Below are 22969 nucleotides of genomic sequence, written 5' to 3'. Positions count from 1 at the left end.
CCGAGGCCGTGTACGGTCTGTATAAAGGAAAAGCGCGAGTGCTCTTCGATTTTGTTGCGGATGCGCCTTATGTGCACGTCGATGGTGCGGCTCGACGAGTAAAACTCATGGCCCCACACGCGCGCCGCCAAATCGTGACGTGTGAACAGGACACCGGGCTTTGAGGCGAGCACGTGAAGTAGTTGGAACTCTTTAAGGCGAAGCGAGATCTCGTTGCCGTCGACGGCGACCGAGTGTTTGGCCGGGTCGATTTTGATGTCTCCCAGTTCGATTATGGTCGGCTGGTTATTGAGCTTATGGGCCATCTGTACTCACAAATCCTTTCGGTTTTATAGTAAGGTACTCGTCGGTAAACGTCATTAATCGATTAAACCTTCCTTTTTGCGTACGGTCTTCTCTTAAATCTTTCAAAGCAATAGCGGTTTTCTAAATATCGAGCCTTGTAAATTTGCCTAAAAATCACCCCATCTAAATAACTTAATGTCGCGACATTGAGTTATGAGAACGAGACGCAATCTCAATTGCTTAGAAGTATAGCCCGTTCGCGCCGGGAAGTCAACTAACGGATGTGAAATCGATAAATGCTTGGGTTGGGGCGGCAAGAATCAGCGCTTGGTCTATGCCTTCCTCGGCTTCGCCGAGTATATCGAATCACCGAGCGTGTCGAGGGCCGCCTCCGATAGTATCTCGGAGAATGTCGGGTGGGCGTGGACCATCCGACTCAACGTCGAGGCGGAGAGGCCCTGAAAGAGAGCTAAGGCCGCTTCATGGATAAGGTCGGTCGCGCGCTCGCCTATTATGTGTACCCCGACAACGGCATCGGAGATGGAGTCGCAGATGATTTTAGCCATGCCGGATATCTCACCGGCCGCATGCGATATGCCGAGGCTTCGCATGAGCACTCGACCGACGCGCACATCCATCCCTTTGGCGCGCGCTTCGGCTTCGGTCAATCCAACGCCGCCTATCTCCGGATGCGTAAAAATCGCGCTGGGGATGACGCTATAGTCCATTATCAGGTGCTTGCCGAGCGCGTTTTCGACCGCTACCCGGCATTCAGCGGATGCGACATGCGCGAGCATCGGCTCACCGGCGACATCGCCGACAGCGTAGATTCCTTGCGTCGTAGTCATCATCTCGTTGTTCACCTCGACGGCGCCGTTCTTTCGCACATTTACACCCGCGTTTTCAAGGCTAAGGCCCGCTGTATACGCCTTTCGCCCGACGGCGACGAGCGCTACATCCGCGGAGACGACCGTTCCGTCTTCGAGCGTGACGGAGACCGCCCCGTCGATTTGGGCGGAGATTATTTTGCGACCCGCGAGTACCCTTACACCGTCTTTCTTGAGTTCGCGCGCCAGAATCTCGGATATCTCTTCATCGGCGTTGCTCAGGATACGCGGTAGCGCCTCGATGACCGTCACTTTCGTCCCTAAGGTAGCGAAGAGCGACGCGTATTCGCACCCGATATAGCCGCCGCCCACGATTACCATGGACGATGGGATGCTCTCCAGAGAGAGGATATCTTCGCCTGAGAAGACCCTCGCTCCGTCGAAGGGCATAAACGGCAGGGAGGCCGATACGGAGCCGGTCGCGATTATGGTATTTTTGGCGAAAATGATACGTTCGCCCTGGGCGCTGTTGATTGCCAGGTCATGGGCATCGACAAAGCTTGCGGTACCTTCTATGATATCGACGCCGCTGTCGCGGACGAGTTCTCCGAGCCCTTTTCGCTCGATATCGACTATCCGGTCCTTACGTTTGCGCAAAGCCGCCATGTCGATGCGGATGTCTCCGTCGATTTCAAACCCGAATTCCCGCGCGCGGCCGGCGTTGCGGATGGCCTTTGCCGATGCGACAAAGGATTTTGTCGGTATGCAGCCCGTGTTTAAGCAAACTCCGCCAAAACCGGATTTTTCGATAATGCAGGTGGGTATACCGCTGCGGGCCGCCTTTATGGCACCGACATAACTCGCGGGCCCGCTCCCTATAAACGCTATCATATATTTGTCCATTACAGACCTCCAATCACAAGGCGGATTTTAGTATGCAGGGGTCGAGCGCGCGACCACCTTTATCATACCCCTGAGGAGGCGTCTCTAAATCGACCCCCGTAAACCCGCCGGGTGCGGGCTGCATTTGGCGGACGGTTGTGATAGATTGGCATTAAGAATGTTATTCTAGGGGGTAAACGTGGATCTAAAAGCTTATGTGAGAGACATTCCGGACTGGCCCAAGGAAGGGGTTATGTTTCGCGACATAACGCCGCTCTTGGCTGATGCCAAGAGTTTTAAATACGCCATCGATGCCATCGCCGGGCATTACGAGGGGAAACAAATAGACGCGATTCTCGGCGCCGAGGCCAGAGGGTTTATTTTGGCGAGCGCGCTGGCCTACGCGCTCGATTGCGGCTTTATACCGGCGCGGAAGCCCGGGAAACTACCGTACAATACGTGCAAGGCGCAATACGAGCTGGAGTATGGCTTCGATTCGCTGGAGATGCACGAAGACGCGATAAAGAAAGGCCAGAACATCCTGGTAGTCGATGACGTCATCGCGACGGGCGGTACGGCGGCCGCTAAGATAGAGCTGGTAGAACTATTGGGTGGGAATGTCGTGGGCATCGCGTTTCTTATAGAGCTGCTGTTCTTAAACGGGCGTTCGAAGCTCAACGGCCGCGATATATTCTCGCTGATAACCTATTAGCCTCCGCGCTCGTAGCCCCGCTCGCTCATATCGTAATATAAGGAATCACTAACCCTATCAGGTGATATCCGTTTAATTGCTTTTTAGGTACTTAGATGGTATAGAAATAGGGAGGCTTTTCGTAAACCAACAGGTAGAATGTTTTGCACGGTAAGTAAATCATGATTGGTTAGGGTTTAAGAGATGAAAGTTCTTCTATCAGGAAACGAAGCGATAGCTTATGGGGCGTATGCGGCGGGGGTTAAAATAGCCTCCGGCTACCCCGGAACTCCGAGCACGGAGATTCTGGAGGCGCTGGCCAAGTACGACGAGGTAGACTCGTCTTGGGCGCCGAACGAAAAGGTAGCCCTGGAAGTCGGTATCGGTGCGTCGCTGGGGGGCGCGAGGACCATCGTCACCATGAAGCATGTGGGACTAAATGTGGCGGCGGATCCGCTATTCACACTGGCCTATACCGGAGTCAACGGCGGCCTCGTAATCGTCAACGCCGACGACCCGAGCATGCACAGCTCGCAAAACGAGCAGGATAACCGCTACTACGCGAAAGCGGCGAAGGTACCGATGCTGGAGCCGAGCGATAGCCAAGAGGCGGCGTGGCTCGTCGACGAAGGACTGAAGATTAGCGAGCGTTTCGATATTCCGGTAATACTGAGGATGACCACGAGGATAAATCATTCGAAATCACTCGTTGACGTCGATATCGAGCGCGCTGAGAGCAGTCGCGAATATGAGAAGGATGTCCGGAAATACGTCATGATACCCGCGTATGCGCGGCAACGTCGCAATAGCTTGGATCAGAGACTAGAGGCGTTGGCCGAGTTCTCGGAGGAGTTTCCGGGCAACAGGGTCGAATGGGGCAGCCGCGGCATAGGGTTTATAGCCGACGGCGTCTCATATCAGTATGTCAAAGAGGTCTTCCCGGAAGCTTCGGTTCTAAAGATAACCATGGTCCATCCGCTGCCCAAGCGCATGATATCCGATTTTGTCGGGCAGATAGAAAAGGTGATAGTCGTCGAAGAACTCGACCCGTTCATCGAGGACCAACTTAAAGCCTGGGGCCTGCCGGTGGTCGGCAAACGCCTCATCCCGGGGATAGGCGAACTCAACCCCGAGGCGATACGCGCGGGCGTGCTGGGCGACGCCGACGCGCAGGCGAGCTTAACGGCGGTCGACGATATACCGGCAAGACCGCCGATGATGTGCGCGGGATGCCCGCACCGGGGCGTGTTCTATATATTTAAGAAGATGAAACTGATGGTCACTGGGGATATCGGTTGCTACACGTTGGGTGTGGCGCCTCCGCTCGAAGCGATGGACACCTGTTTTTGTATGGGTGCGAGCATCGGAAACGCGATGGGCTTCCAGAAGGCTACCGGCCGCAAGGATGTGGTGGCGGTCATCGGAGATTCGACTTTTATGCACTCAGGAATCACGCCGCTCGTCGATGTCGTCTACAACAAGGGAATAGTGACGGTCGTAATATTAGATAATCGCACGACCGCCATGACGGGCAGGCAAGACCACCCGGGAACCGGCAAGACGCTCAAGGGGGACGCGGGTGTCGAGGTCGATATTGAAAAGCTGGTGCGAGGATTGGGCGTGGCTTCGGTGCGGGTGATAGACCCGTACGACCTCATAGCGGTTCGCGCGGCAATCACCGAAGAGATAGCCAAAGACGAACCGTCGGTAATAATATTTAGGAGGGCGTGTTTGCTCGCTGAGAAGGTCACCGCCGAGCCGCTCATGGTCATAGACGAGTGCGATAGTTGCAAAGCATGCATGCGGCTTGGTTGCCCGGCGCTATCATGGGAATCCGATAGAGCGAGAATCGAGCCCTCCCAGTGTATCGGCTGCGATGTCTGTGGGCAGGTATGCAAGGCAGGCGCGATTGTCAAGTACGAGCAGGCCGATCAGGGCGCTGGAATTTAAGAGAGGTTCAGATGAGCAACGAAGTCAGGAGTGTATTGATAGTCGGCGTCGGAGGACAGGGAATAATTCTGGCGGCGGACATATTGTCGAATGTTTTAGTCAGCGCCGAGTATGATGTGAAGATGGCCGAGATACACGGAATGAGCCAGCGCGGCGGAAGCGTCAACACGATGGTACGGTTTGGAAACAAGGTATACTCGCCGGTTGTTGAAAAAGGCCGGGCGGACTATATGCTCTCATTTGAGAAGCTCGAGGCGTTGCGTTGGAGCGATTATTTAAAACCGGGCGGAACCGTCATCATGAACGATGAGACCCTCAACCCGCTGCCGGTCTTACTCGGTAAGGCCGAATATCCCGGAGACATAGAAGAGCGGATTATCGCTAAGGGGATAACGCTCATCGCGGTCGATGCGACCGCGCAGGCCGAGGAGAGCGGGAGCGCGCGCGCCGCGAACATCGTGTTGCTCGGATGTCTAGCTTCGCTGATGCCGATTGGAAAAGACGTTTGGCACGCGGCTATCGAAAGGCGCGTGCCGCCCAAGACCGTCGAGATAAACAAGAGTGCGTTTGAAACCGGTTTTGCGTATATTTATGAGCGGGTCACGGCCGATGAAGCCTTGATTTAGCGAGGGCCGGTTGTTCGGGTCTATAATTAACTATTCAATAGCGTGTGTCGCGGATAACTTATATCTGAGAAATAGCGGTTATCATCATACGAAGGGGGGAGAGCGGTCGGCCAAGCGGCATAATATAACGTGATGGTTTGGACTATTTGAAGGAGGGACCGTATGAAGAAATGGATAGCGCTGTTGCTCGTGGTGTCTCTGGCGATTTTTGCGATAGGATGCCGGGGCGGTGCCGAGCAGCAAACCACGGAGACGACTGCGGAGACGAAGGAACCGTATAAGATAGGCGCGGTAGTCTCCGCGACCGGTCCGGCCGGGCCTCTGGGCGAGCCTGAGAAAAAGGCGCTGGAAATGATCGTCGAACAGATAAATGAAGACGGGGGCGTCGATGGTCATCCAATAGAACTCTTTATAGAGGATGACGAGAGCAATCCCGCGAACGCTACCACAGCCGTAAGTAAGCTTATCGACGAGAAAGGCGTTATCGCTATCATCGGCGGAACAATAACCCCGTCCACTCTAGCCATGAAGCCGGAGACCGCAAAGGTCAAGGTCCCGCACATCTCTATGGCGGCGGGAATCCTTATTACCGAAGCCCCGAACGAATGGATATTTAGAACCGCTCAGAGCGACGCTATCGCCGTTCAGAAAGTCATCGATTATCTAAGCGAGACCCTTAAAGTCAAAAAGTTCGCGATTCTCCATGACTCGAACGCGTTCGGCCAAAGCGGCGCTACCGAGCTGCGGGGGCGCGCGCCCGACGCCGGCTTGGAGGTCGTGGGCGTCGAGTCATATAAGACGGAAGACACGGATATGACCGCGCAGCTGACCAAAATCAAAGGGGCCGATGCCGAGGTCGTGGTAGTATGGGGCACCAACCCCAGCCCGGCAATCGCCGCTAAGAATATGAAGCAGCTCAACATGACCATCCCTTTCGTGGGCAGCCACGGCATCGCTAACAAGAGCTTTATTACGCTTGCCGGTACTGCCGCCGACGGCGTCGTCTTCCCGGCGGCGAAAATACTCGTACCCGAATCGGCCCAAGACGAGCAGAAAGAAGCGATCGACAAGTTTATCGCTGACTACACGGCTAAATATGCGGAGGGCCCGAATTCTTTCGCGGGCCATGCGTATGATGCCATTCATATACTCGTCCAAGCACTTGAAAAAGCGGGTTCCGATAACGAAGCGCTTAGGGATGCCATCGAAGAGACCCAGGGTTTCAACGGAATCAGCGGTATCTTTAACTACGGTGCCGACGACCATGACGGCCTGAAAACATCGGATATGATAATGGTCGAGATAGAAGACGGAGAGTGGAGCGAGAAGAAATAGCCGAATTATTTAGCGCTTGAGCGCTAAATAATTAACGCAGGGTGACGTATCGAGAGAGCCGGGCTTTTTGTCCGGCTCTCTTTAGTGTATTCTAAGTATATTCAAGAACAGGTCGGCATAGCGCCAAGCTAAATGGTTACCTTGCGGACCCTAATCTATTTTGAGGTGTAATCACAGTTTAGATGGAGTTCGAACAGCTTCTCCAATTTATCGTCAGCGGAATAACGAGCGGAAGCATCTATGCTTTAATCGCATTAGGCTTCACTCTCATATACAATTCGACCCAGGTAATCAATCTCGCGCAAGGCGAATTCGTGGTGTACGGAGGTCTTATCGCCGTCTCGCTTTATGTCGGTGCGGGCTTGCCTCTCTTCGCGGCGGTGCTGCTCTCGGTAATTATCGTCACCCTTATCGGCGTGGTCTTTGAGCGCCTCGCGATACGGCCGCTTATCAACCACTCGATCATGACGCTGATTATCGTTACGGTCGGCGCGTCGATACTCTTCAAGAATATCGCGATGGTTATATGGGGCCGTGACCCGTTGACGATACCCGCGTTCAGCGGCGACGACCCGATAATGTTCTTCGGGGCCTCGATAGTACCGCAGAGTATCTGGGTCTTCGGAATCACGATGGTGACCGTTGTATTGCTGCAGATATTCTATAAGAAAACCATTACCGGCAAAGCTATGAAGGCGTGCTCGATTAATCAGACCGCCGCGAGGCTGATGGGAATCAACTCGTCCGGCATCGTTCTTTTATCGTTTGCGTTGAGCGCCGCTTTCGGCGCCATAGCGGGAGTCCTGATTGCGCCGATATCTATGGTCACCTACTCTATGGGCGGCTTTTTAGGGCTGAAGGGTTTTGCGGGAGCCGTCCTCGGCGGGCTTGGCAACCCGATCGGCGCGGTCGTCGGCGGCATTCTGCTCGGGATACTCGAATCGCTGAGCATCGGCTTTATCGCTTCCGGTTATAAAGACGCGGTGGCGTTTTTGATATTGCTGCTGGTGCTGTTCTTGAGGCCGAACGGTATATTGGGAGCGCGCATAAAGGAGAAGGTATGAAATCGGGATGGCGCGCTCGTCTGGACAAGCAGTGGCTATGGGTGGGGTCATACGCGCTCATCATGGCCGCCACACCTAACGTTCTGGCCAACAACTACTATATGAAGATGCTGATAGTGCTGGCCATAAACACGATTATTGTCATCGGCCTGAATTTGCTGATGGGCTACGCGGGGCAGGTCTCGCTGGGGCACGCGGCGTTCTACGGCATCGGCGCCTATTCTTCGGCGATTCTGACGACCAAGTATGGGATGTCGGCTTGGCTCGGCATAGTAGCGGCGATACTGGTCGGCGGGTTGGTCGCCTATCTTATCGCGATACCGGCGCTCAGGCTCAAAGGCCATTATTTGGCCATGGCGACCCTCGGCTTTGCCGAGATAGTCCATATCTTATTCATCGAGCTTCGCGAGTTTACCGGTGGCGCCGACGGACTTTACGGTGTGGCGGCCCCGTCGATAGCGGGTTTCGCGTTCGATACGCCGCGGAAATTGTATATATTGGTTTGGATAGTTCTTGTGGCATGTCTGGTGATGGCGTTAAATATCGCGAAATCCAGAGTTGGGCGCGCGCTGCGCGCGGTCCACGGCAGCGAGATAGCCGCCGCGTCTACGGGTGTCGACACCGCCAAATATAAGATACAGGTCTTCGTTTTAAGCGGCATCTTAGCCTGCATCGGCGGGAGCCTCTATGCGAGCATGGCGGGTTACGTAAGCTCGGAGTCGTTTACTCTGACCGTCTCGGTGACCCTGGTCACCATGGCCGTATTCGGCGGCATGGGCAATGTCTGGGGCGCGGTCATCGGGGCCTCGACACTGACGATAATGCAGGAATACTTGAAATCATATAACGATTACAACCTGGTGATATTCGGCGCGATTCTGATTTTGGCGATGGTCTTTATGCCGAAAGGCGTATACGGCGCATTTTCGGATATGGCTAAGAAAGTCAAGCACCGGATGGAAACGATACCGGAAACGGCGGGTGAAAAGCATGCCGCTTCTTGAGGTCGAAAACCTTAAAAAGCAGTTCGGCGGTCTTATGGCCGTCGACGACGTAAGTTTTCGCGTCCACAGAGACCAGATCAAAGCGCTGATCGGGCCGAACGGCGCCGGAAAGACCACGCTTTTCAACGCGCTGACCGGTATAGATAAGCCGACGAGCGGAAAGGTGCTATTCGACGGCGCCGATATCACGGGGATGAGGCCTCACGAAGTCGCCGAGACAGGAATCGCGCGAACCTTCCAAAATACGCAGATTTTCGCGAATATGAATGTCTTAGAGAACGTCATGGTCGGCAGGCACTCCCAAACAAAATCGGGTATTTTCAGCTGTATGCTCGGATTACCGTCTGTGCGCAGGGAAGATCTGGAGAGTGAAGAGCGAGCCTATTCACTCTTGACCTTGGTGGGGCTGGAGAAAAAGGCGAAGGCGTCCTCGGACGACCTTCCGGTCGGCGAGCGGCATTTGCTGGAGATAGCAAGGGCACTCGCGACCGAGCCGAAGCTGATATTGCTCGACGAGCCGGCCGCGGGTCTCAACAACGAGGAGACCGCGCGGCTAGCCGACACCATCTACCGAATTCGGGGCAACGGGGTGACCGTTCTTCTTGTCGAGCACGACATGGGGCTGGTCATGGAGATCTCGGACGAGGTTGTCGTGTTAAACTTCGGCAAGAAGATAGCCGAGGGGCCGCCGCTCCTTATCCAACAAGACGAGCAAGTCATACAAGCATATCTGGGCCGGGAGATAGAGCATGCTTGATATAAGGGGCTTGAGGGCCTCATATGGCCACATCGAAGTCTTAAAAGGGGTAGACTTAAGGGTCGATGAGGGTGAGATAGTCACCATGATAGGGTCTAACGGCGCGGGGAAATCGAGCCTTCTCAAGACCGTCTCGGGCGTCGTGCGGGCTAGTTCGGGAGAGATAGTATTTAAAGGCAGGAACATAGAGCGTTTCTCATGCGCGAAGATAGTCGCGGACGGAATGTCGCATGTGCCCGAGGGCCGGCAGCTCTTCGGCCCGCTCACCGTCATGGAAAACCTCGAACTCGGAGCGTACACGCGATACCGGAGAGACAGCAAGAAAGAGATAGATGAGGATATCGAGTTCGTCTTCGAGATCTTCCCGGTCTTGAAGGAACGGTGGAAGCAGACCGCGGGCACCTTAAGCGGAGGCGAGCAACAGATGCTTGCGATAGGCCGGGCGCTCATGTCCAAGCCGCGGCTGCTCCTTCTCGACGAGCCCTCGATGGGTTTGGCGCCGATTATAATCCAAAACATCTTCGCCATCTTGAGAGACTTACGAAAAAAGGGTCTGACCCTGCTACTTGTCGAGCAAGACGCTATGGTGGCGTTGAGCATCGCCGACCGGGGTTATGTCTTGCAAAACGGCGAGGTGGTAATGGCCGACACCAGCCAAAACCTGCTGGCAAACGAAGACGTTAAGGCGATATATTTCGGACATCGCAAAAAAGCGCACTAGCCGGGCGGTTTGTGGCGTGCAAGCGTTTGCCCGCCCAATAGTGTGAAGAACCAATTAAAGTGTGTTTTCACAAAAGCGCACTTTAATGTAAGAGAACAGCTATTTGCGCTGGTATAACGACTGCGCGGTGTCCGACACGATGCCTTAGCCGCCGATTACCCGGCTGAAGCCGATGGACAATAGAGCATGCAACCTGAACCGACACTAAGGGGCGAGAGATGATCTGGAATCCTGAATACGAGGCGATCGATCGCGAAAAACTTAAGGACTTACAGTTAAAGCGCCTGCAGGCGCTGGTTAAATGGGTCTACAACGAGGTGCCGTTTTACAGGGACAAGTTTGAAGATACGGGCGTCAAACCGTCGGACATAAGGGACCTCGGGGATATAGCCCGCCTGCCTTTTACAGTCAAGAACGACCTTCGTGACACCTATCCATTCGGAATGTTCGCGGTGCCGATGGAAAGAGTCGTCCGCGTCCACTCGTCTTCGGGCACGACCGGCAAACCAATCGTGGTCGGCTACACCCGGGCGGATATCCACACATGGTCGGAGCTTACAGCGCGTGTGGCTGTCGCCGGCGGGGCCAATGCCAAAGATATCGCGCAGATGGCGTTTGGCTACGGCCTGTTTACCGGGGGCTTCGGCATGCACGCGGGCTTGGAGAGAATAGGGGCGTCGGTAGTGCCTGTCTCGACCGGCAACACCGAACGCCAGATAATGCTGATGAAGGATTTCGGTGCGACGATTCTCGTATCGACGCCCTCATACGCTCTCCATATCGCGGAGGTCGGAGAGGGCATGGGCATCGATTTCGCGGCGATGCCGCTTCGGCTCGGCCTCTTCGGAGCCGAGCGGTGCGGCGACAAGATGCGTGAGCAGATAGAAGATAAAATGCGCATATCGGCGACGGACAATTACGGGTTGACCGAGGTAATGGGCCCCGGAGTCGCCGGCGAGTGCGAGGCGAAAAGCGGGCTCCACATCAACGAAGACCATTTACTGGTAGAGGTCATAGACCCCGAGACGGGCGAGCATGTCGCGCCGGGCGAAATCGGCGAAATCGTCTTCACCACCCTTACCAAAGAGGCGTTCCCGGTTATCCGTTACCGCACGCGCGACCTTACGAGGGTGACCGAGGAGCCGTGCGCGTGCGGCAGGACGCTGGCGCGGATGGAGAAAGTTCGCGGGCGTACCGATGACATGCTGATAATTCGCGGGGTAAACGTATTCCCGTCACAGTTCGAAAGCGTTCTCTTCGAGATCGAGGGCATCGAGCCGCATTATCAGATAATCGTCGACCGGCGCGGTGCGATGGACGATGTCGAGCTTCTCGTAGAGGTTTCGAATCAACTCTTTCCGGGCGAGATGAGGGAATTACTCGCGTTCGAGCATGAGATAGAACATAAACTAAACACGGTCCTCGGCATAAAAGTACATGTCAAATTGGTCGAGCCGAAAACGCTGGAGAGAACGAGCGGAAAAGCTAAGCGGGTCATAGACAAGCGCGAGTTTTAATCGATATTTAGTTGCGCTAATATGGTATGTACGGCGCTTGACAATAGCGGCCTGCTCCAACAGAATGCGACTAAAGGCTTGGTGATTAATCCTTATCGAGTAGTGGCGGAAGAGGATGCAGAATAATGTTTGAGTACGACAAAGACCATAGCGCGGAGCACGAACGTCACGAAAAGGACTGGAACGGCATTATTATAAGGCACTCGACCGCCTGGTTTTTGTTGCTTATAGTGATGGTCGTTATTTGGAAGATGACGCAGCCGGTGATGGTTCTCAGGCAAATCGGTGATGCTTCCATGCGCGAATCGACGGCCACGGGGACACCGGCGGTATCGCGGGAGGCTGCCGTTAGCACCACGAATGTCGCCGGCGTGACGACGACGACCATGATACCCGAGAAAACGACGACAACGACCGAACCGCCGCCGACCGGAGAGATCAAGGTGCTCTCGGGAAGGGACCGAGTGCAGGTGTTGGCCGACGCGCTATTGCTGAGGGAGGGACCGAGTACGCGTTCAAAGGTAAAAGCACGCTTGGGCAAGGGGACTATAGTAGCGGTCGAGGAGCGCGTAAACGGCTGGATGAAGGTGAGAACGGTCAATGACGAAATCGGGTATGTCAGCGGCCGCGCCGGTTTGACCAGAACGGCGCCGTAGGGGCGCCGCCGGGAACCGCCCGCGAACGACGGTTGAAAATTAATTTGGAGCGGAGATGTTCAAAGAACAGAAGCAGACAAAATCATTCGGCATGGCTAAAGATTATTATCGCGCGAGGTTGTTGAGGGTTTTCGAGGAGCGCCCGGACGACCTCGAATGGCGAGAGGATATTCTCTATAGGGCGCCCAAAGCCTACCCCAGCAAGGTCAAGGTCACATATCGGCTCCAAGTGCTTACTACCGAAAACAAGGTCATTGAATTCGCGATTTTAGAGAGCGGGCGCGAAGCCAAGAGGCGCTATAAGAAGATGGCGCGAGACCTCGGGGAAATGACGAAGATGGGATTTGACGAGACCTATGGCATAGAAGAGGTATACGTCATAGTCAAGCCGGAGCTGGTAGATGTGATGTATTTTTCGGGCGTTCAGAATGTGGCTGGGCGGACGAAATAGGACATGCGTAGAAGTTACCGGAAGCGCTGCCCCTGATTTTTAGTGCAAAACGCAAACTTACATTGCGTAAGCCATGTTGCTCAACTAAAATGTACTCCAGGAGGTAGCCGTATTGCCTCATCTAAAAATGTACTCCAAGAGACGTAGCTTGAAATAGCTTTGCTTTAGTGGTACGCTCTCGCAAAGCCATGAAGCGATTGCAGCCGGGGTAGAACCATGAATAAAAGAATGGCCGCCTTAGGAATAACAGTCCTTACATTGATGGTCTTTGGCGTGCTGTGGTATGTAGCCGGTGGGTTGCGGATGGTGGAGGTCGCGGTTATCGCGGCGGCTGTTTCTCTGAGTGTGGCATACCTTTTTTACGAGGCTCTCTCTTGTAGGAAGATTCACCGGCACATTTTAGGTATTCGCGTATTTAGGCGGCTCGATCTTAAAGAGTTTTCAAGAATATTCGGAGCCGTGACGCTTCTGCCGCTATCATCGGTTATTGTCTCAAGATATGCCCTCGACGCAAGTGTCTCACCGATTCGATTATATGTCCTGTTTGTGCTGCTGCTCCTAGTAGGCTGGGCGCTTGGGACAGTTGAAACGTCTAAGCTCATCGCGGAGGATGACCCCACAGACACCGAACCCTAGAACCCCAGGTCTTTACCGAAGACAAACTTCTTTATAGGTTCGATATCGCGGTCGCCCATTAGAACACTTGTTCGAACAGGGGAAAGAGGCGATAGAGCGCGGTGTTTGTACCGTCATCGCGGAGCGAAGTCTTCATCGGCGCTTAGCCGTCCGGGGGCCGAGGACTATCCACCGCAAGAAGCGGGAGCGAGCGCGTCCCTGAAAAGGCCGGGGATGCGCGAGCGATACGAGAGGCTTAAATGTATATGATGTCGTGGAATGCGAGGCGCATTGAGCCTAATGGTAGCAATACTGAGCCGTAAGTTCTTAACGGAAGCTCTTAAGGCCGGGCTGAGCAGCAGTAATGCACATTTAGTCCAAAAATATCATTAGTTAACATAACATATATTATGGTAAGTGATAACTTGTGAATAATGATGCTAAAACTGCGTTGAAACAACGGTTTTAGCATTGGCATATACCGCTTTGCTGCCGGTATATGTTTAGAGTGGCGGCCACTCTACATGGGCGCTATAGACGGACCGCTAAGTCTCCCTGCGTTATTCAAAGACAATCGCCTAGCACTGCAGCACCCCGCTCTCTATGAGCGCACGTCTATTTCACCCATCTAGTACCGGAACACGGTAATCCTTATGTTTGTCATTCTGAGCCGTAGCGATAGCGGAGGCGAAGAATCTCAGACTATGGCATAATGCAACAGTTGAGATTCTTCGCTTCGCTCAGAATGACAAAGAAATTAAGGTAACGCGGTACTAGTAGCACCTAATTTTCAAAGATAGCGTGCTATTGATTGCTGTGCTATTAAAGGCCAAATAGACTAACGTTCGAAGATTAGGCATAGTAAAACATTAAGACACAGGGGAAAACGCCTTAGAGGCGAAATGAGCGCGTATGCGCAGGTCAGCGTATGCGTAAAGGTTCGACACGGCCATTATTTAACACAACTATATTCTGAAGGAGTAGAAATTACATCGTTTGGCAATGTTTTGCCGTTATTCGCGATTAACGGCTCCAAGATAAGCTATGCTCGACTTTGCCTATCAGGAAGTCGGCGAGCAACGCTAAGAGAGCCGCCGCGAGCGCGCCTTCTAAGACGAAGGCGGGGTTGCCGCGGACCAGACCGGAGATTATTGGTGAGCCGAGGCCTCCGGCGCCGACAACGACGCCGATAGTAGCGGTACCGATATTGACCACGACCGAGACGCGAATACCCGCGAGTATCACCTGAAGCGCTAAGGGAAGCTCGACACGGGCAAGCACCTGAGATTTGCTCATTCCCATCCCATAGGCGGCTTCGATTGAATCTTGTGGGACCGTTTCCAAGCCGGCAATCGTATTGCGCAATATGGGGAGCACACTATATATAAAGAGCGCCGTGACGGTCGGTTTGAACCCGAACCCCAGCAACGGCACGGCCAACGCAAGAACAGCTACCGGGGGAAAGGTCTGCCCCAGCGAGCTAAGGTCGTTCGCGATTCGCAAAAAATCTTTGCCTGCCGGCCGCGTTACGAAAATCCCGATCCCCAAACCGACGATAATGGCGAGCGCGCTCGAGATTAGGACGAGCGCCAGGTGTTCTCCGACTAGTTGCGTCAGATCTGCCTGCGGATATAGAACGTCCTTCTCTCCCGGAAAGAGAAACCGCAAAAGCGCCTCCCACAGCGCCATGTTCGAAATGAGCGCCGCGAAGATGAGGATGAGGAGTGCGGCTTTTATCCATTCTCGCCGTCCCGCGGGCGCAGCTCTCAAGTTGAATCACCCCCATCGGTAAAGTCGACGATATCCTCCATGCGTATCTCCCCTGTCAACCGAGTATTTTCATCTACGACTGCGAGCGTTTTTACGCCGTGCTCCAGCATCTTCGAAAGGGCGTTCTTGAGCGAGGTGTCGACATGGGCTGAGACTACATCGGCGTCGAGTTCGGTCAGCGCTTCCTTAAGCTCTTTTTCCGTAGCTATTTTAGTCAGCTCGACCCAGCCTTGGAGACGCATGTTCTCATCGGTTACCCATGAGAACCGTCCTTTCTTGCGCAGCTCATCGAGTGAGGTAAGGCGGTTGGCTATGGCAATCGATGTAGTGGGACGCATTAGTTTGCCGACTTTAAACCGCGAGAGACGCTTGAGTGCCCGGTCGATGCCGACGAAGTCATGGACGAACTTGTTTGCCGGAGCCGCCAGGATGTTCTCGGGCGTGTCGTATTGGACCAGCTCCCCCGCTCTTAGAATCGCTATTTTGTCGGCTATCCTTATCGCTTCGTCGATGTCGTGAGTGACAAAGACGACCGTTTTGCCGAGTTCTTTTTGTATCTTGACGAACTCGTATTGCAGGCGTTCCCGGCTCAATGGGTCGATGGCGCCAAAGGGCTCATCCATCAGAAGAATCGGCGGGTCGGCGGCGAGAGCGCGGGCGACGCCGACCCTCTGGGCTTCCCCGCCGGAGAGTTCAGCGGGATATTTCTCGCGGTATTTCAGCGGGTCGAGTTTGACGAGTTCGAGCAGCTCGGCTATGCGCGCCGCGACGCGGCTCCTCTCCCACTTGAGCAGGCGCGGCACGACCGCGATGTTTTCTTCGACAGTCATGTGAGGAAAGAGGCCGACGCTTTGTATGACATATCCGATTCGCCGTCTGAGAAGCTCCGGCCTAAACGTCGCCGCGCTCTCGCTATCGATAAGAATATCTCCGCTGCTCGGCTCGATCATGCGGTTTATCATCTTCAGCGTCGTGGATTTGCCGCATCCCGACGGCCCGATAAGGACGCATAGCTCGCCTTTGCCTATAACCATAGAGATATCTTTTACCGCGAAGGCGTCGCCGTATTTCTTCGATACGCTTAGCAACTCTATCATTGTGCCGCTCCCGAGACTCCCTTGGGCGTAAGCGCGGTTATCAGGGCTTGCAAGGCGGTGTCGGCGGCGAGCGCGATGAAAATAATCGATATTGCGCCGAGGAGTATCAAGTCGGGAGCCGCTTGGCCGAGACCCTGAAGGACGAACGTTCCCAAGCCCCCGGCCCCGATGAGCGCCGCTACCGTCGTGTTTCCAATCGCCTGCACTGCGGAGGTTCGAACGCCGGTCAGCACAACCGGCAACGCCAGTGGTATTTGGACCTTGATAAGCAACTGCCGGCGGCTCATCCCCATGCCGAAGCCGGCATCGATGACCCCCGAGGGGATTATCGAGAGGCTGGTGAATGTATTTCGTGTAATCGGAAGGAGCGAATATAGGGTAAGCGCGATGAGCGCCGGGGCCGTTCCGATGCCCTCAACGCCGAGCTGCCGCAAGAACGGCACCGTATCCGAGAAATACGCCAGCGGCGCAATCATGAGACCGAAGAGGGCCAGGCTCGGTATCGTTTGCACGAAATTGACAAACAAGAAGGCCGGTCTCTCCGACGCGCGGTTTTTGAAAGCGATGATCCCGAGCGTGACGCCGATTACCGAGCCTATAGTCACGGCAATACCTGAAAGCGTCAGGTGCCGGAGCGCCTCCGCGATAAAGCGCTCTTCGTTATTGACCAACTCTTGCATAATAGAAAGCTCGTTGACGAAGCCGCCGGCAGCCAAGAGCGCCGCGCCTCCGAAACCCGCGTAGGTCGTTATGGTTCCAAGAACTCGGTCTTGACCGAGATTTTGGCGCGCGAACACCAAAACGATATAGGCGGCCAGCGTGTTTAACCAGAAACCCGCGGCCAGCGAGGTGCGCGCGAACGGGTTTTCGCTAGAAGCGAGATCCGTCGCTGCGATTCCGGCAAATAGGAAGCCCAAGACGAAGAGCGCGTTTGCGAGGACCCCGGTCGCGGCGTTTCTTGCGGTATCATTCTTAACGAGCGGCACCACTATAACCAAACTCAGCCATAGTAAATAGAATAGAATGGCCCACGCGCCTATAGCACTCCATAGATTCAAGCTCTCGCCCGCGGCGAGCCTGTTCGGCCTATAGGTCACGAAAGCCGGGATAGAAATGGAGAACAGGCCAAGCGTAACGCCCGCGAGAACGACTCTATCAACACGAGATAATCGCAATGCCCGGCCCACTCCCCTGTCGGTACCTATTTCTTCAAAAAGCCTTCGGAATCAAGATAATCCTTGGCTACCGTCGCGGCATCCCGGCCTTCCACCGCTATCTTAGCGTTGAGCGCTTGCAGCGTGACCATGTTGAGGGATTCGAAGACCGGCTTTAATATATCCTCAATCTCGGGGTATTTCGTCATTATCTCGTTGCGCACGAGCGGCGCCGGCTCGTAGACCGGTTGGACACCCTTGGTGTCCTCTAAGACCAGCAACTCTAGGACGGCCAGCGCACCGTCGGTGCCGTAGGCCATCGCAAAGTTAACCCCGTCGGTGCCCTCGGCGGCCGCCTTCTCGGTCTGCGCGGTGTTTCCGCCCGCCAATATTACCAGCTGGTCTTTGGCCAGCTTGAACCCGTACTCTTTTTCAAACGCGGGCAGCGCGTCGGGTCTGCCGACAAACTCCTCCGAGCAAGCGAGTTTGACAAAGCCTTTGCGGTTGACGTATGCGGCAAAGTCCTCCATCGTCTTTATCTTTTCGGTCCCGGAGAGGTCTTTTCGGACCGCTATTGCCCATGTATTGTTCGCGGGAGCGGGATCAAGCCAGACCAGGCCGTTCTGTTCTTTATCGAGCGCCTTGACGGTATCGAACGCTTTGTCGGCGTTTCTCCATACGTTGGGGTCGGTGTCGTCGAAGAAGAAGCCCCCGTTGCCTGTGTATTCAGGGTAGATGTCTATTTCGTCGCTGATAATCGCTTTGCGGGTAAGGTCGGTCGGTCCGAACTCTACCTTGTCGACGACCTCGAAGCCGTTGGCTTCGAGCATCTCTATTATCATATTTCCAAGGAGGGCGCCCTCGGTGTCGATTTTCGACGCGACAATAACCGGCCCCTTCTTGTCGGAGGTTTGGCTTTGAGGTTGTCGGGATGCGCATCCGCTCATCATCGACGCGCCAACCAAAAGCGCGAGAATCAAAAGTGTTGCGACGCTGTTGATGAGATGTTTTTTCAACTTCGCCCCCTCTCTGTGCCATTGCCAACCATAATAGCGCTTGCCGGGCAAAAAGACAAAACACGCTTTAACTTTGCCCATTAGCGAATTACGGGAAACATCGAATCCGGTCTTACGTCGGGTTATCAGGAATTTTGTCCCCGACCCTCGCCCGGAAAAAAACCGCGGCGTTTAGACCGCGGTTTTAGCGTGAGCAGGTGGGCTGGTCCGTCAGTTACTGTAATGTGCGAAATCGAAGCTCGTTTAGAGCCTCGTCGCACAGGTGGAGAAATTTGGTCATTAACCACGTAGAAGGCAATTTATCAACGATCGGAAGAAAAACAGCTCGGTTTTCTTCTGCCTTGGACCTAAAACTCGGGTCGCTTAAGAATTTTTCGACAAGACGTTCCTTAGCATCTTCGACATCGACCAGCGAGATTATCGTGTCGACATCCCGCCGGTATGTCTCCAAATCCGACAGCGTACACGACATAGCCATACTACGTCCTCCTTATCGTCAGAGCCCCCTGCTTTTCACCCCCATTGCGCTATACCCCCGTGCTTCCGAAACCGTCCGCGCCCCGCAAGGTTTCATCGAGCGCTTCGACGGGCGCGAACTCGACCCGCTCGACTCTTTGTATTACCAACTGCGCTATTTTATCGCCTTTGGCGACGCTGAAAGGTGTGTCCTTGTCGGTGTTGATGAGGATGACCCCTATCTCTCCCCTGTATCGGCTGTCTATAAGACCGGGTGTGTTTACGATGCTTATGCCGTTCTTGATGGCGAGGCCGCTCCGAGGTTGTACGAAACCGGCGTAACCGTCGGGTATGGCCATAGCTATTCCTGACGGGATGAGCGCGCGCTCGCCGGGGGGTATCGTCTGGTCGATGCGGCTTCTCAGGTCACAGCCCGCATCGCCTTCGTGGGCATACTCCGGGACGGGCAACTCCTCGTCGAGCATCTTGATGTCGATTCGCAAGTGTCGAGCCTCCTTGGGTAGAAGTTTGTCCGCGTGTCTCACTTTAGATTATCGTAACAGAATCTCAACGCAAGCGTAAGCGATAAGTCGGTTTTCCGGCGTTGCATTAGCCGGCCTGTAAGGCGGCTATATAAGAATTCGAGATGAATAAAAGAAAAGAGCAAGAAACCACTTGACAGTAAATGTGTAATGCTTATAATAACTATAAGTGGACATGATATTACGATAAAGTATAGACTAGCCCTTATAGCTTATTACAGGCCGCAACACCTTCAAGCAACTATTAGAAACACTTAACAACGATATATCGCTAAGTTAACAATATTCAGTGCCGCTGGGTTTATTTTATTCGCGCGAGTGAATACGGGTAGGTATCATCCGCTTTGAAATAATTAGGGTAAATGCCCAGCGGTATTGAATCTAACCAAATTTAGTCGAGCCCGACGAGTCCCGGCACTATTCGCATGCGGCTTTCGCCACACGTACCATAAATCGTACCACAAATCATTCGATCTCGCGGATTGTCTATTAATAACTTAAATAGATTCAGGGATTTTCTGAGATTATTCCCGGTCGAAAGGAGGTGAAATATTTATGAAAGATGTTATTAAATCGATTTCAACGAAAAAGGAGGTGAAAAGTATGAAAAAAGCATTGGTTATAATGATGGCTTTGGCGTTGTTGTTCGCGATGGGCGGCATGGCGCTCGCGAAACAGGAGCCGGCGACCACGGATCCGTCTACCCCGGGCAATATCGTCGCTAGCGATTATGATTTGACATTGGAACAAAATAATAATCCCGCGAAGCGCTATGGGTACTTCGAGCGAGGCATAGCCGTAACCTCAGGTGCTTATACCGGCTCAACTCCAAATGACACGAACAAATGGAGCACCCATGTCTACGGTACCTGGAATAGCCCGTACACGACCGGCGTTGACGGCTACAACTACAACGACGCCCAGGACTATATCGCCGGCGGCGACCAGGTAAGCCGCATAACCGGCAGCACGGTTACTACGACTACGGCGCTAGCCGATTTCGTGTTCCAGTCCGGCCCGCACGGCGGCTACCTCACGTCCACCCACCGGTGCCGTGAGTGCCACGCGGTCCACCGCGCGGCGGGCAAGTTCAAGTTGCTCCGCTCGGACACCAGGTTCGAGGCGTGCGATTGGTGCCACGGCACCGGCGCGGGAAGCGGATACAACATCCAGATGGACAACGACGACGCCTACACCACCGAGTACAACGTCGGCCACACCATGGGCTTCGGCATAAGCACCGGCAAGTGGAAAGCGCCGGACGACACCTACCCCGCGTTTACGCCTAACTACTGGCAGGGCGGTTTCTCCTGCTTCGACTGCCACAGCCCGCACGCCAACCCGGCGCGCATGCTCGGCTTCGACAAAGCCGGGCAACCGGTTGGTATTCGAGGCAAACTCGACGGCAAAGTCTACGGTGTCTTGAACTCGGGCAGCGGCGGCACTTGGGATAAAGCGCTCAAAGCCGCCAACAACCCGCAGGGTATGAACAAGCCGTTCTGGCCCTCGGGCACCTGGCTCTTGATCAAAAACCCGGACCGCGAAATCGCAAGCACAACCACGATCGTAAAGAGCGGTATCTGGAAACCTAAAGCGGGTTCTTCCCTTAACGGTACATCGGGTGACGAAAATCTTACCCTATCGCAGTTTATCGCGAAGATAGCCGAGCCGGAGAAAGATATCACGATAACAGCCGGTCAGGAAATCGATGATGCTGTCACGGAGTCCCTTTTTGAGTTCGACGGCAACACGAGCTATCCGGTAAACAAAATGCCGATCGATTGGAACAGCCCATTGGGCACCGTGACTAAATCTTTGTGGAGAGCGAGTGCGGCAAATGGCGGCGGCATAACGGCTAGCTATGCGAAAAGCACGGGTGAGGCCGTCGGTTTAATCACCGAGAAAGTACGCCGTGCGGACGCGCAGGGGGCGTGGACCGGTACAGGCGATTATACGGAACCAAATAATGTTCCGTGCACCGTTTGGACGGTAAGCGAGTTCTGCACCGACTGCCACGACGGTAACGCGGGTCTGCACACGGTCAAAGCCCCGCTCTTCAGCGAGGATCGCGCGCTGCGCAATCAGGGCAATAACGCTGACGGCACAAGCAAAACGGGCGCGGGGAACGAGAACTTCAGGGGCAACTACGACCTGGCGTACGGCCACGATACGCAGCCGAGACATTGCGGGCGCCAGATGGTCTTCAATCCCGAGGATGGTCAGAATTTTGGTCCGCACTGCCGCAACTGCCACAAGGGCTCAAGCAGGTGCTCGGTCTGCCACGATGCCGGTGCGTACACAGGCGACCCAACGCTTGCAGCCGATAATACAAAATCAAACTCGCTGTATAGCATGGCCAGAACCACCCTTGTCAGCACGCCGACCGCGGACAACCCGCTCGGCAGCGACAGAAACCTGGTATCCCCCGCGTTTGGCCCAGGGCCGAACTCGACATTGGGCTACTTCCAAAAATCGCGCACCACTAACTGGGATTCAGACTGGAGAAACGCGACCGGCGCGGTTGCAATGGGCAAAATATCCGGCGATGTGAGCTGTGCGGATGACGGCTTCAGTTGGCCGCACCGCACCCTCGGCTTCAAGATGCTCAAAGACGACCTCTTCGGTCTCGACTTTACCGGCGGCAAGGTGATTAATGTAGGCGACATAAGGAAGACCTATGACGGTAAGACCACCAATAGCGCTGGTCTAACCCTCAAAGCGCACGACCTCGACAGCGTCTGCTTGGACTGCCACAACCCGACAGTCTGGAACGCTACGAGCGCAAGCGATCACATCGACTCGCCGACGCTTACTACAGACAACCACGACGACGAGTTGCTAACCCGCGGCTTGCCGTAAAGCAGAGTTGTTGGTTTAACAAGGATTACTCGCAAAGGCTTACAACGGATGACATAACTAAATATCACAACGGATGACTTACGATATAGCATAAAACACAAAAGAGGCCCGGGCGATACCGGGCCTCTTCCTAATCCCTCTTCGACCTACATACATCCGCGCACACGAAGGGCTTGGTCGATACCGGTATTGCTAAATATTACAAATTATATACCCCCCGATGTATTGACTGTAACAGCCTAGCGTTTACAATGGGTTTAAGTGGTATTGCGCATGGCAGACAAGGGTATACCGAAAAGCTAGTTGATTTTTAACGACTCAGTTATATTAAGGTATGCTTCAAGGCCTGACAGGGAAACCCTCGTAAGAATGATGAGCGGTATCCCGTAAGAGCGATATCGCTAATTTTTAGCAACGCTTAGTGCCCTTATTCACAATACTAGACGCAGCCTTCATTTTGAAAACCTTAAGACCAAACCCGACAAGCGAAAAAGGATAGTATGGGTGTTTTTTACTCCATAGCAAGTCAAATACCGCGCGTTCCCACTTTTTTAAAGTTTGAATACTCTATTTATTCTATTCCCTGTTGAAAGGAGGTGAAATATTTATGAAAGATGTTATTAAATCGATTTCAACGAAAAAGGAGGTGAAAAGTATGAAAAAAGCATTGGTTATAATGATGGCTTTGGCGTTG

The 22969-nt window shown here is 54.1% G+C and carries 21 protein-coding genes; 13 read left to right on the top strand and 8 right to left on the bottom strand.

What is annotated here, in order from left to right; translation table 11 throughout:
• Together KGZ93_04645 and lpdA are read right to left on the bottom strand one after the other, a co-directional pair.
• On the bottom strand, positions 1–305 hold a 305-nt coding region (locus tag KGZ93_04645), incomplete at its 3' end, for a winged helix-turn-helix transcriptional regulator (GenBank protein MBS3908897.1).
• Positions 306–617: 312 nt separating this feature from the next.
• A complete protein-coding gene (gene lpdA, locus KGZ93_04640) occupies positions 618–2015 on the bottom strand; it encodes a dihydrolipoyl dehydrogenase (GenBank protein MBS3908896.1) in 1398 nt (465 codons plus the stop codon).
• Positions 2016–2193: 178 nt separating this feature from the next.
• Here lpdA and KGZ93_04635 point away from each other — a divergent pair, with 178 nt between their 5' ends.
• From KGZ93_04635 to KGZ93_04580, 12 genes are all read left to right on the top strand, one after another.
• Complete coding sequence (locus tag KGZ93_04635) at positions 2194–2706, top strand: adenine phosphoribosyltransferase (GenBank protein ID MBS3908895.1); 513 nt, start codon at positions 2194–2196, stop codon at positions 2704–2706.
• Between the two features lie 183 nt (positions 2707–2889).
• Complete coding sequence (iorA, locus tag KGZ93_04630; GenBank protein MBS3908894.1) at positions 2890–4635, top strand: indolepyruvate ferredoxin oxidoreductase subunit alpha; 1746 nt, start codon at positions 2890–2892, stop codon at positions 4633–4635.
• Positions 4636–4646: 11 nt separating this feature from the next.
• Complete coding sequence (locus KGZ93_04625) at positions 4647–5261, top strand: indolepyruvate oxidoreductase subunit beta (GenBank protein ID MBS3908893.1); 615 nt, start codon at positions 4647–4649, stop codon at positions 5259–5261.
• Positions 5262–5423: 162 nt separating this feature from the next.
• Positions 5424–6596 carry an ABC transporter substrate-binding protein gene (locus KGZ93_04620; protein MBS3908892.1) on the top strand — a complete coding sequence of 391 codons (1173 nt, stop codon included), beginning with the start codon at positions 5424–5426 and terminating at the stop codon, positions 6594–6596.
• A 182-nt stretch (positions 6597–6778) separates the two neighbouring features.
• Positions 6779–7660, top strand: a complete 882-nt coding sequence (locus tag KGZ93_04615; protein MBS3908891.1) for a branched-chain amino acid ABC transporter permease — start codon at positions 6779–6781, stop codon at positions 7658–7660.
• Positions 7657–8664 (top strand): branched-chain amino acid ABC transporter permease, encoded by a 1008-nt coding sequence (locus KGZ93_04610; GenBank protein MBS3908890.1) that lies wholly within the window; start codon positions 7657–7659, stop codon positions 8662–8664. Before KGZ93_04615 ends, KGZ93_04610 begins: the two co-directional genes overlap by 4 nt.
• A complete protein-coding gene (locus KGZ93_04605) occupies positions 8651–9421 on the top strand; it encodes an ABC transporter ATP-binding protein (protein MBS3908889.1) in 771 nt (256 codons plus the stop codon). Before KGZ93_04610 ends, KGZ93_04605 begins: the two co-directional genes overlap by 14 nt.
• The gene (locus tag KGZ93_04600; GenBank protein ID MBS3908888.1) at positions 9414–10142 is read left to right on the top strand and encodes an ABC transporter ATP-binding protein; all 729 of its coding nucleotides are present in this window, start codon (positions 9414–9416) and stop codon (positions 10140–10142) included. Before KGZ93_04605 ends, KGZ93_04600 begins: the two co-directional genes overlap by 8 nt.
• 218 nt (positions 10143–10360) lie before the next feature.
• The gene (locus KGZ93_04595; protein ID MBS3908887.1) at positions 10361–11659 is read left to right on the top strand and encodes a phenylacetate--CoA ligase; all 1299 of its coding nucleotides are present in this window, start codon (positions 10361–10363) and stop codon (positions 11657–11659) included.
• Positions 11660–11784: 125 nt separating this feature from the next.
• Complete coding sequence (locus tag KGZ93_04590; GenBank protein MBS3908886.1) at positions 11785–12315, top strand: SH3 domain-containing protein; 531 nt, start codon at positions 11785–11787, stop codon at positions 12313–12315.
• 55 nt (positions 12316–12370) lie between these two features.
• Positions 12371–12766: a hypothetical protein gene (locus KGZ93_04585; protein MBS3908885.1), complete on the top strand. Its 396-nt coding sequence runs from the start codon at positions 12371–12373 to the stop codon at positions 12764–12766.
• 216 nt (positions 12767–12982) lie between these two features.
• Positions 12983–13402, top strand: a complete 420-nt coding sequence (locus tag KGZ93_04580) for a hypothetical protein (protein ID MBS3908884.1) — start codon at positions 12983–12985, stop codon at positions 13400–13402.
• Between the two features lie 1002 nt (positions 13403–14404).
• Here the strand turns inward: KGZ93_04580 and KGZ93_04575 are convergent.
• The 6 genes from KGZ93_04575 to dut all read right to left on the bottom strand — a co-directional run bounded on the left by KGZ93_04575 (position 14405) and on the right by dut (position 19377).
• On the bottom strand, positions 14405–15070 hold the full coding sequence (locus KGZ93_04575) for an ABC transporter permease (GenBank protein MBS3908883.1): 666 nt from the start codon (positions 15068–15070) through the stop codon (positions 14405–14407).
• A gap of 77 nt (positions 15071–15147) precedes the next feature.
• Complete coding sequence (locus KGZ93_04570; protein ID MBS3908882.1) at positions 15148–16248, bottom strand: ABC transporter ATP-binding protein; 1101 nt, start codon at positions 16246–16248, stop codon at positions 15148–15150.
• Positions 16245–17423, bottom strand: coding sequence for an ABC transporter permease (locus KGZ93_04565; protein ID MBS3908881.1), 1179 nt, complete (start codon positions 17421–17423; stop codon positions 16245–16247). The genes KGZ93_04570 and KGZ93_04565 overlap by 4 nt, the downstream gene beginning before the upstream one ends.
• 26 nt (positions 17424–17449) lie before the next feature.
• On the bottom strand, positions 17450–18352 hold the full coding sequence (locus KGZ93_04560; GenBank protein ID MBS3908880.1) for an ABC transporter substrate-binding protein: 903 nt from the start codon (positions 18350–18352) through the stop codon (positions 17450–17452).
• A gap of 280 nt (positions 18353–18632) precedes the next feature.
• Positions 18633–18896 carry a hypothetical protein gene (locus KGZ93_04555; protein MBS3908879.1) on the bottom strand — a complete coding sequence of 88 codons (264 nt, stop codon included), beginning with the start codon at positions 18894–18896 and terminating at the stop codon, positions 18633–18635.
• A 49-nt stretch (positions 18897–18945) separates the two neighbouring features.
• A complete protein-coding gene (dut, locus tag KGZ93_04550) occupies positions 18946–19377 on the bottom strand; it encodes a dUTP diphosphatase (protein ID MBS3908878.1) in 432 nt (143 codons plus the stop codon).
• 642 nt (positions 19378–20019) lie between these two features.
• Between dut and KGZ93_04545 the strand changes: the two genes are divergently transcribed.
• Entirely contained in the window at positions 20020–22275 is a 2256-nt protein-coding gene (locus KGZ93_04545; GenBank protein ID MBS3908877.1) for a hypothetical protein, read from the top strand.
• The last annotated feature ends 694 nt before the right edge of the window (positions 22276–22969 follow it).

It is taken from the genome of Actinomycetota bacterium (assembly GCA_018333515.1).
In the GTDB taxonomy this organism is placed as follows: Bacteria; Actinomycetota; Aquicultoria; order Aquicultorales; family Aquicultoraceae; genus Aquicultor.
Note: the sequence above shows the minus strand (reverse complement) of the source record. Positions and strands in the feature narration are given on the sequence as shown.

What these genes read in the sequence shown, in the direction of transcription:
- KGZ93_04570 (MBS3908882.1), bottom strand. Translation starts at nt 16,248, where the DNA reads ATGATAGAGTTGCTAAGCGTATCGAAGAAATACGGCGACGCCTTCGCG.
- iorA (MBS3908894.1), top strand. Translation starts at nt 2,890, where the DNA reads ATGAAAGTTCTTCTATCAGGAAACGAAGCGATAGCTTATGGGGCGTAT.
- KGZ93_04605 (MBS3908889.1), top strand. Translation starts at nt 8,651, where the DNA reads ATGCCGCTTCTTGAGGTCGAAAACCTTAAAAAGCAGTTCGGCGGTCTT.
- KGZ93_04625 (MBS3908893.1), top strand. Translation starts at nt 4,647, where the DNA reads ATGAGCAACGAAGTCAGGAGTGTATTGATAGTCGGCGTCGGAGGACAG.
- KGZ93_04575 (MBS3908883.1), bottom strand. Translation starts at nt 15,070, where the DNA reads ATGGCGCTGTGGGAGGCGCTTTTGCGGTTTCTCTTTCCGGGAGAGAAG.
- KGZ93_04595 (MBS3908887.1), top strand. Translation starts at nt 10,361, where the DNA reads ATGATCTGGAATCCTGAATACGAGGCGATCGATCGCGAAAAACTTAAG.
- KGZ93_04590 (MBS3908886.1), top strand. Translation starts at nt 11,785, where the DNA reads ATGTTTGAGTACGACAAAGACCATAGCGCGGAGCACGAACGTCACGAA.
- KGZ93_04585 (MBS3908885.1), top strand. Translation starts at nt 12,371, where the DNA reads ATGTTCAAAGAACAGAAGCAGACAAAATCATTCGGCATGGCTAAAGAT.
- KGZ93_04600 (MBS3908888.1), top strand. Translation starts at nt 9,414, where the DNA reads ATGCTTGATATAAGGGGCTTGAGGGCCTCATATGGCCACATCGAAGTC.
- KGZ93_04545 (MBS3908877.1), top strand. Translation starts at nt 20,020, where the DNA reads ATGAAAAAAGCATTGGTTATAATGATGGCTTTGGCGTTGTTGTTCGCG.
- KGZ93_04555 (MBS3908879.1), bottom strand. Translation starts at nt 18,896, where the DNA reads ATGGCTATGTCGTGTACGCTGTCGGATTTGGAGACATACCGGCGGGAT.
- KGZ93_04620 (MBS3908892.1), top strand. Translation starts at nt 5,424, where the DNA reads ATGAAGAAATGGATAGCGCTGTTGCTCGTGGTGTCTCTGGCGATTTTT.
- KGZ93_04615 (MBS3908891.1), top strand. Translation starts at nt 6,779, where the DNA reads ATGGAGTTCGAACAGCTTCTCCAATTTATCGTCAGCGGAATAACGAGC.
- KGZ93_04580 (MBS3908884.1), top strand. Translation starts at nt 12,983, where the DNA reads ATGAATAAAAGAATGGCCGCCTTAGGAATAACAGTCCTTACATTGATG.
- lpdA (MBS3908896.1), bottom strand. Translation starts at nt 2,015, where the DNA reads ATGGACAAATATATGATAGCGTTTATAGGGAGCGGGCCCGCGAGTTAT.
- KGZ93_04610 (MBS3908890.1), top strand. Translation starts at nt 7,657, where the DNA reads ATGAAATCGGGATGGCGCGCTCGTCTGGACAAGCAGTGGCTATGGGTG.
- KGZ93_04560 (MBS3908880.1), bottom strand. Translation starts at nt 18,352, where the DNA reads ATGATGAGCGGATGCGCATCCCGACAACCTCAAAGCCAAACCTCCGAC.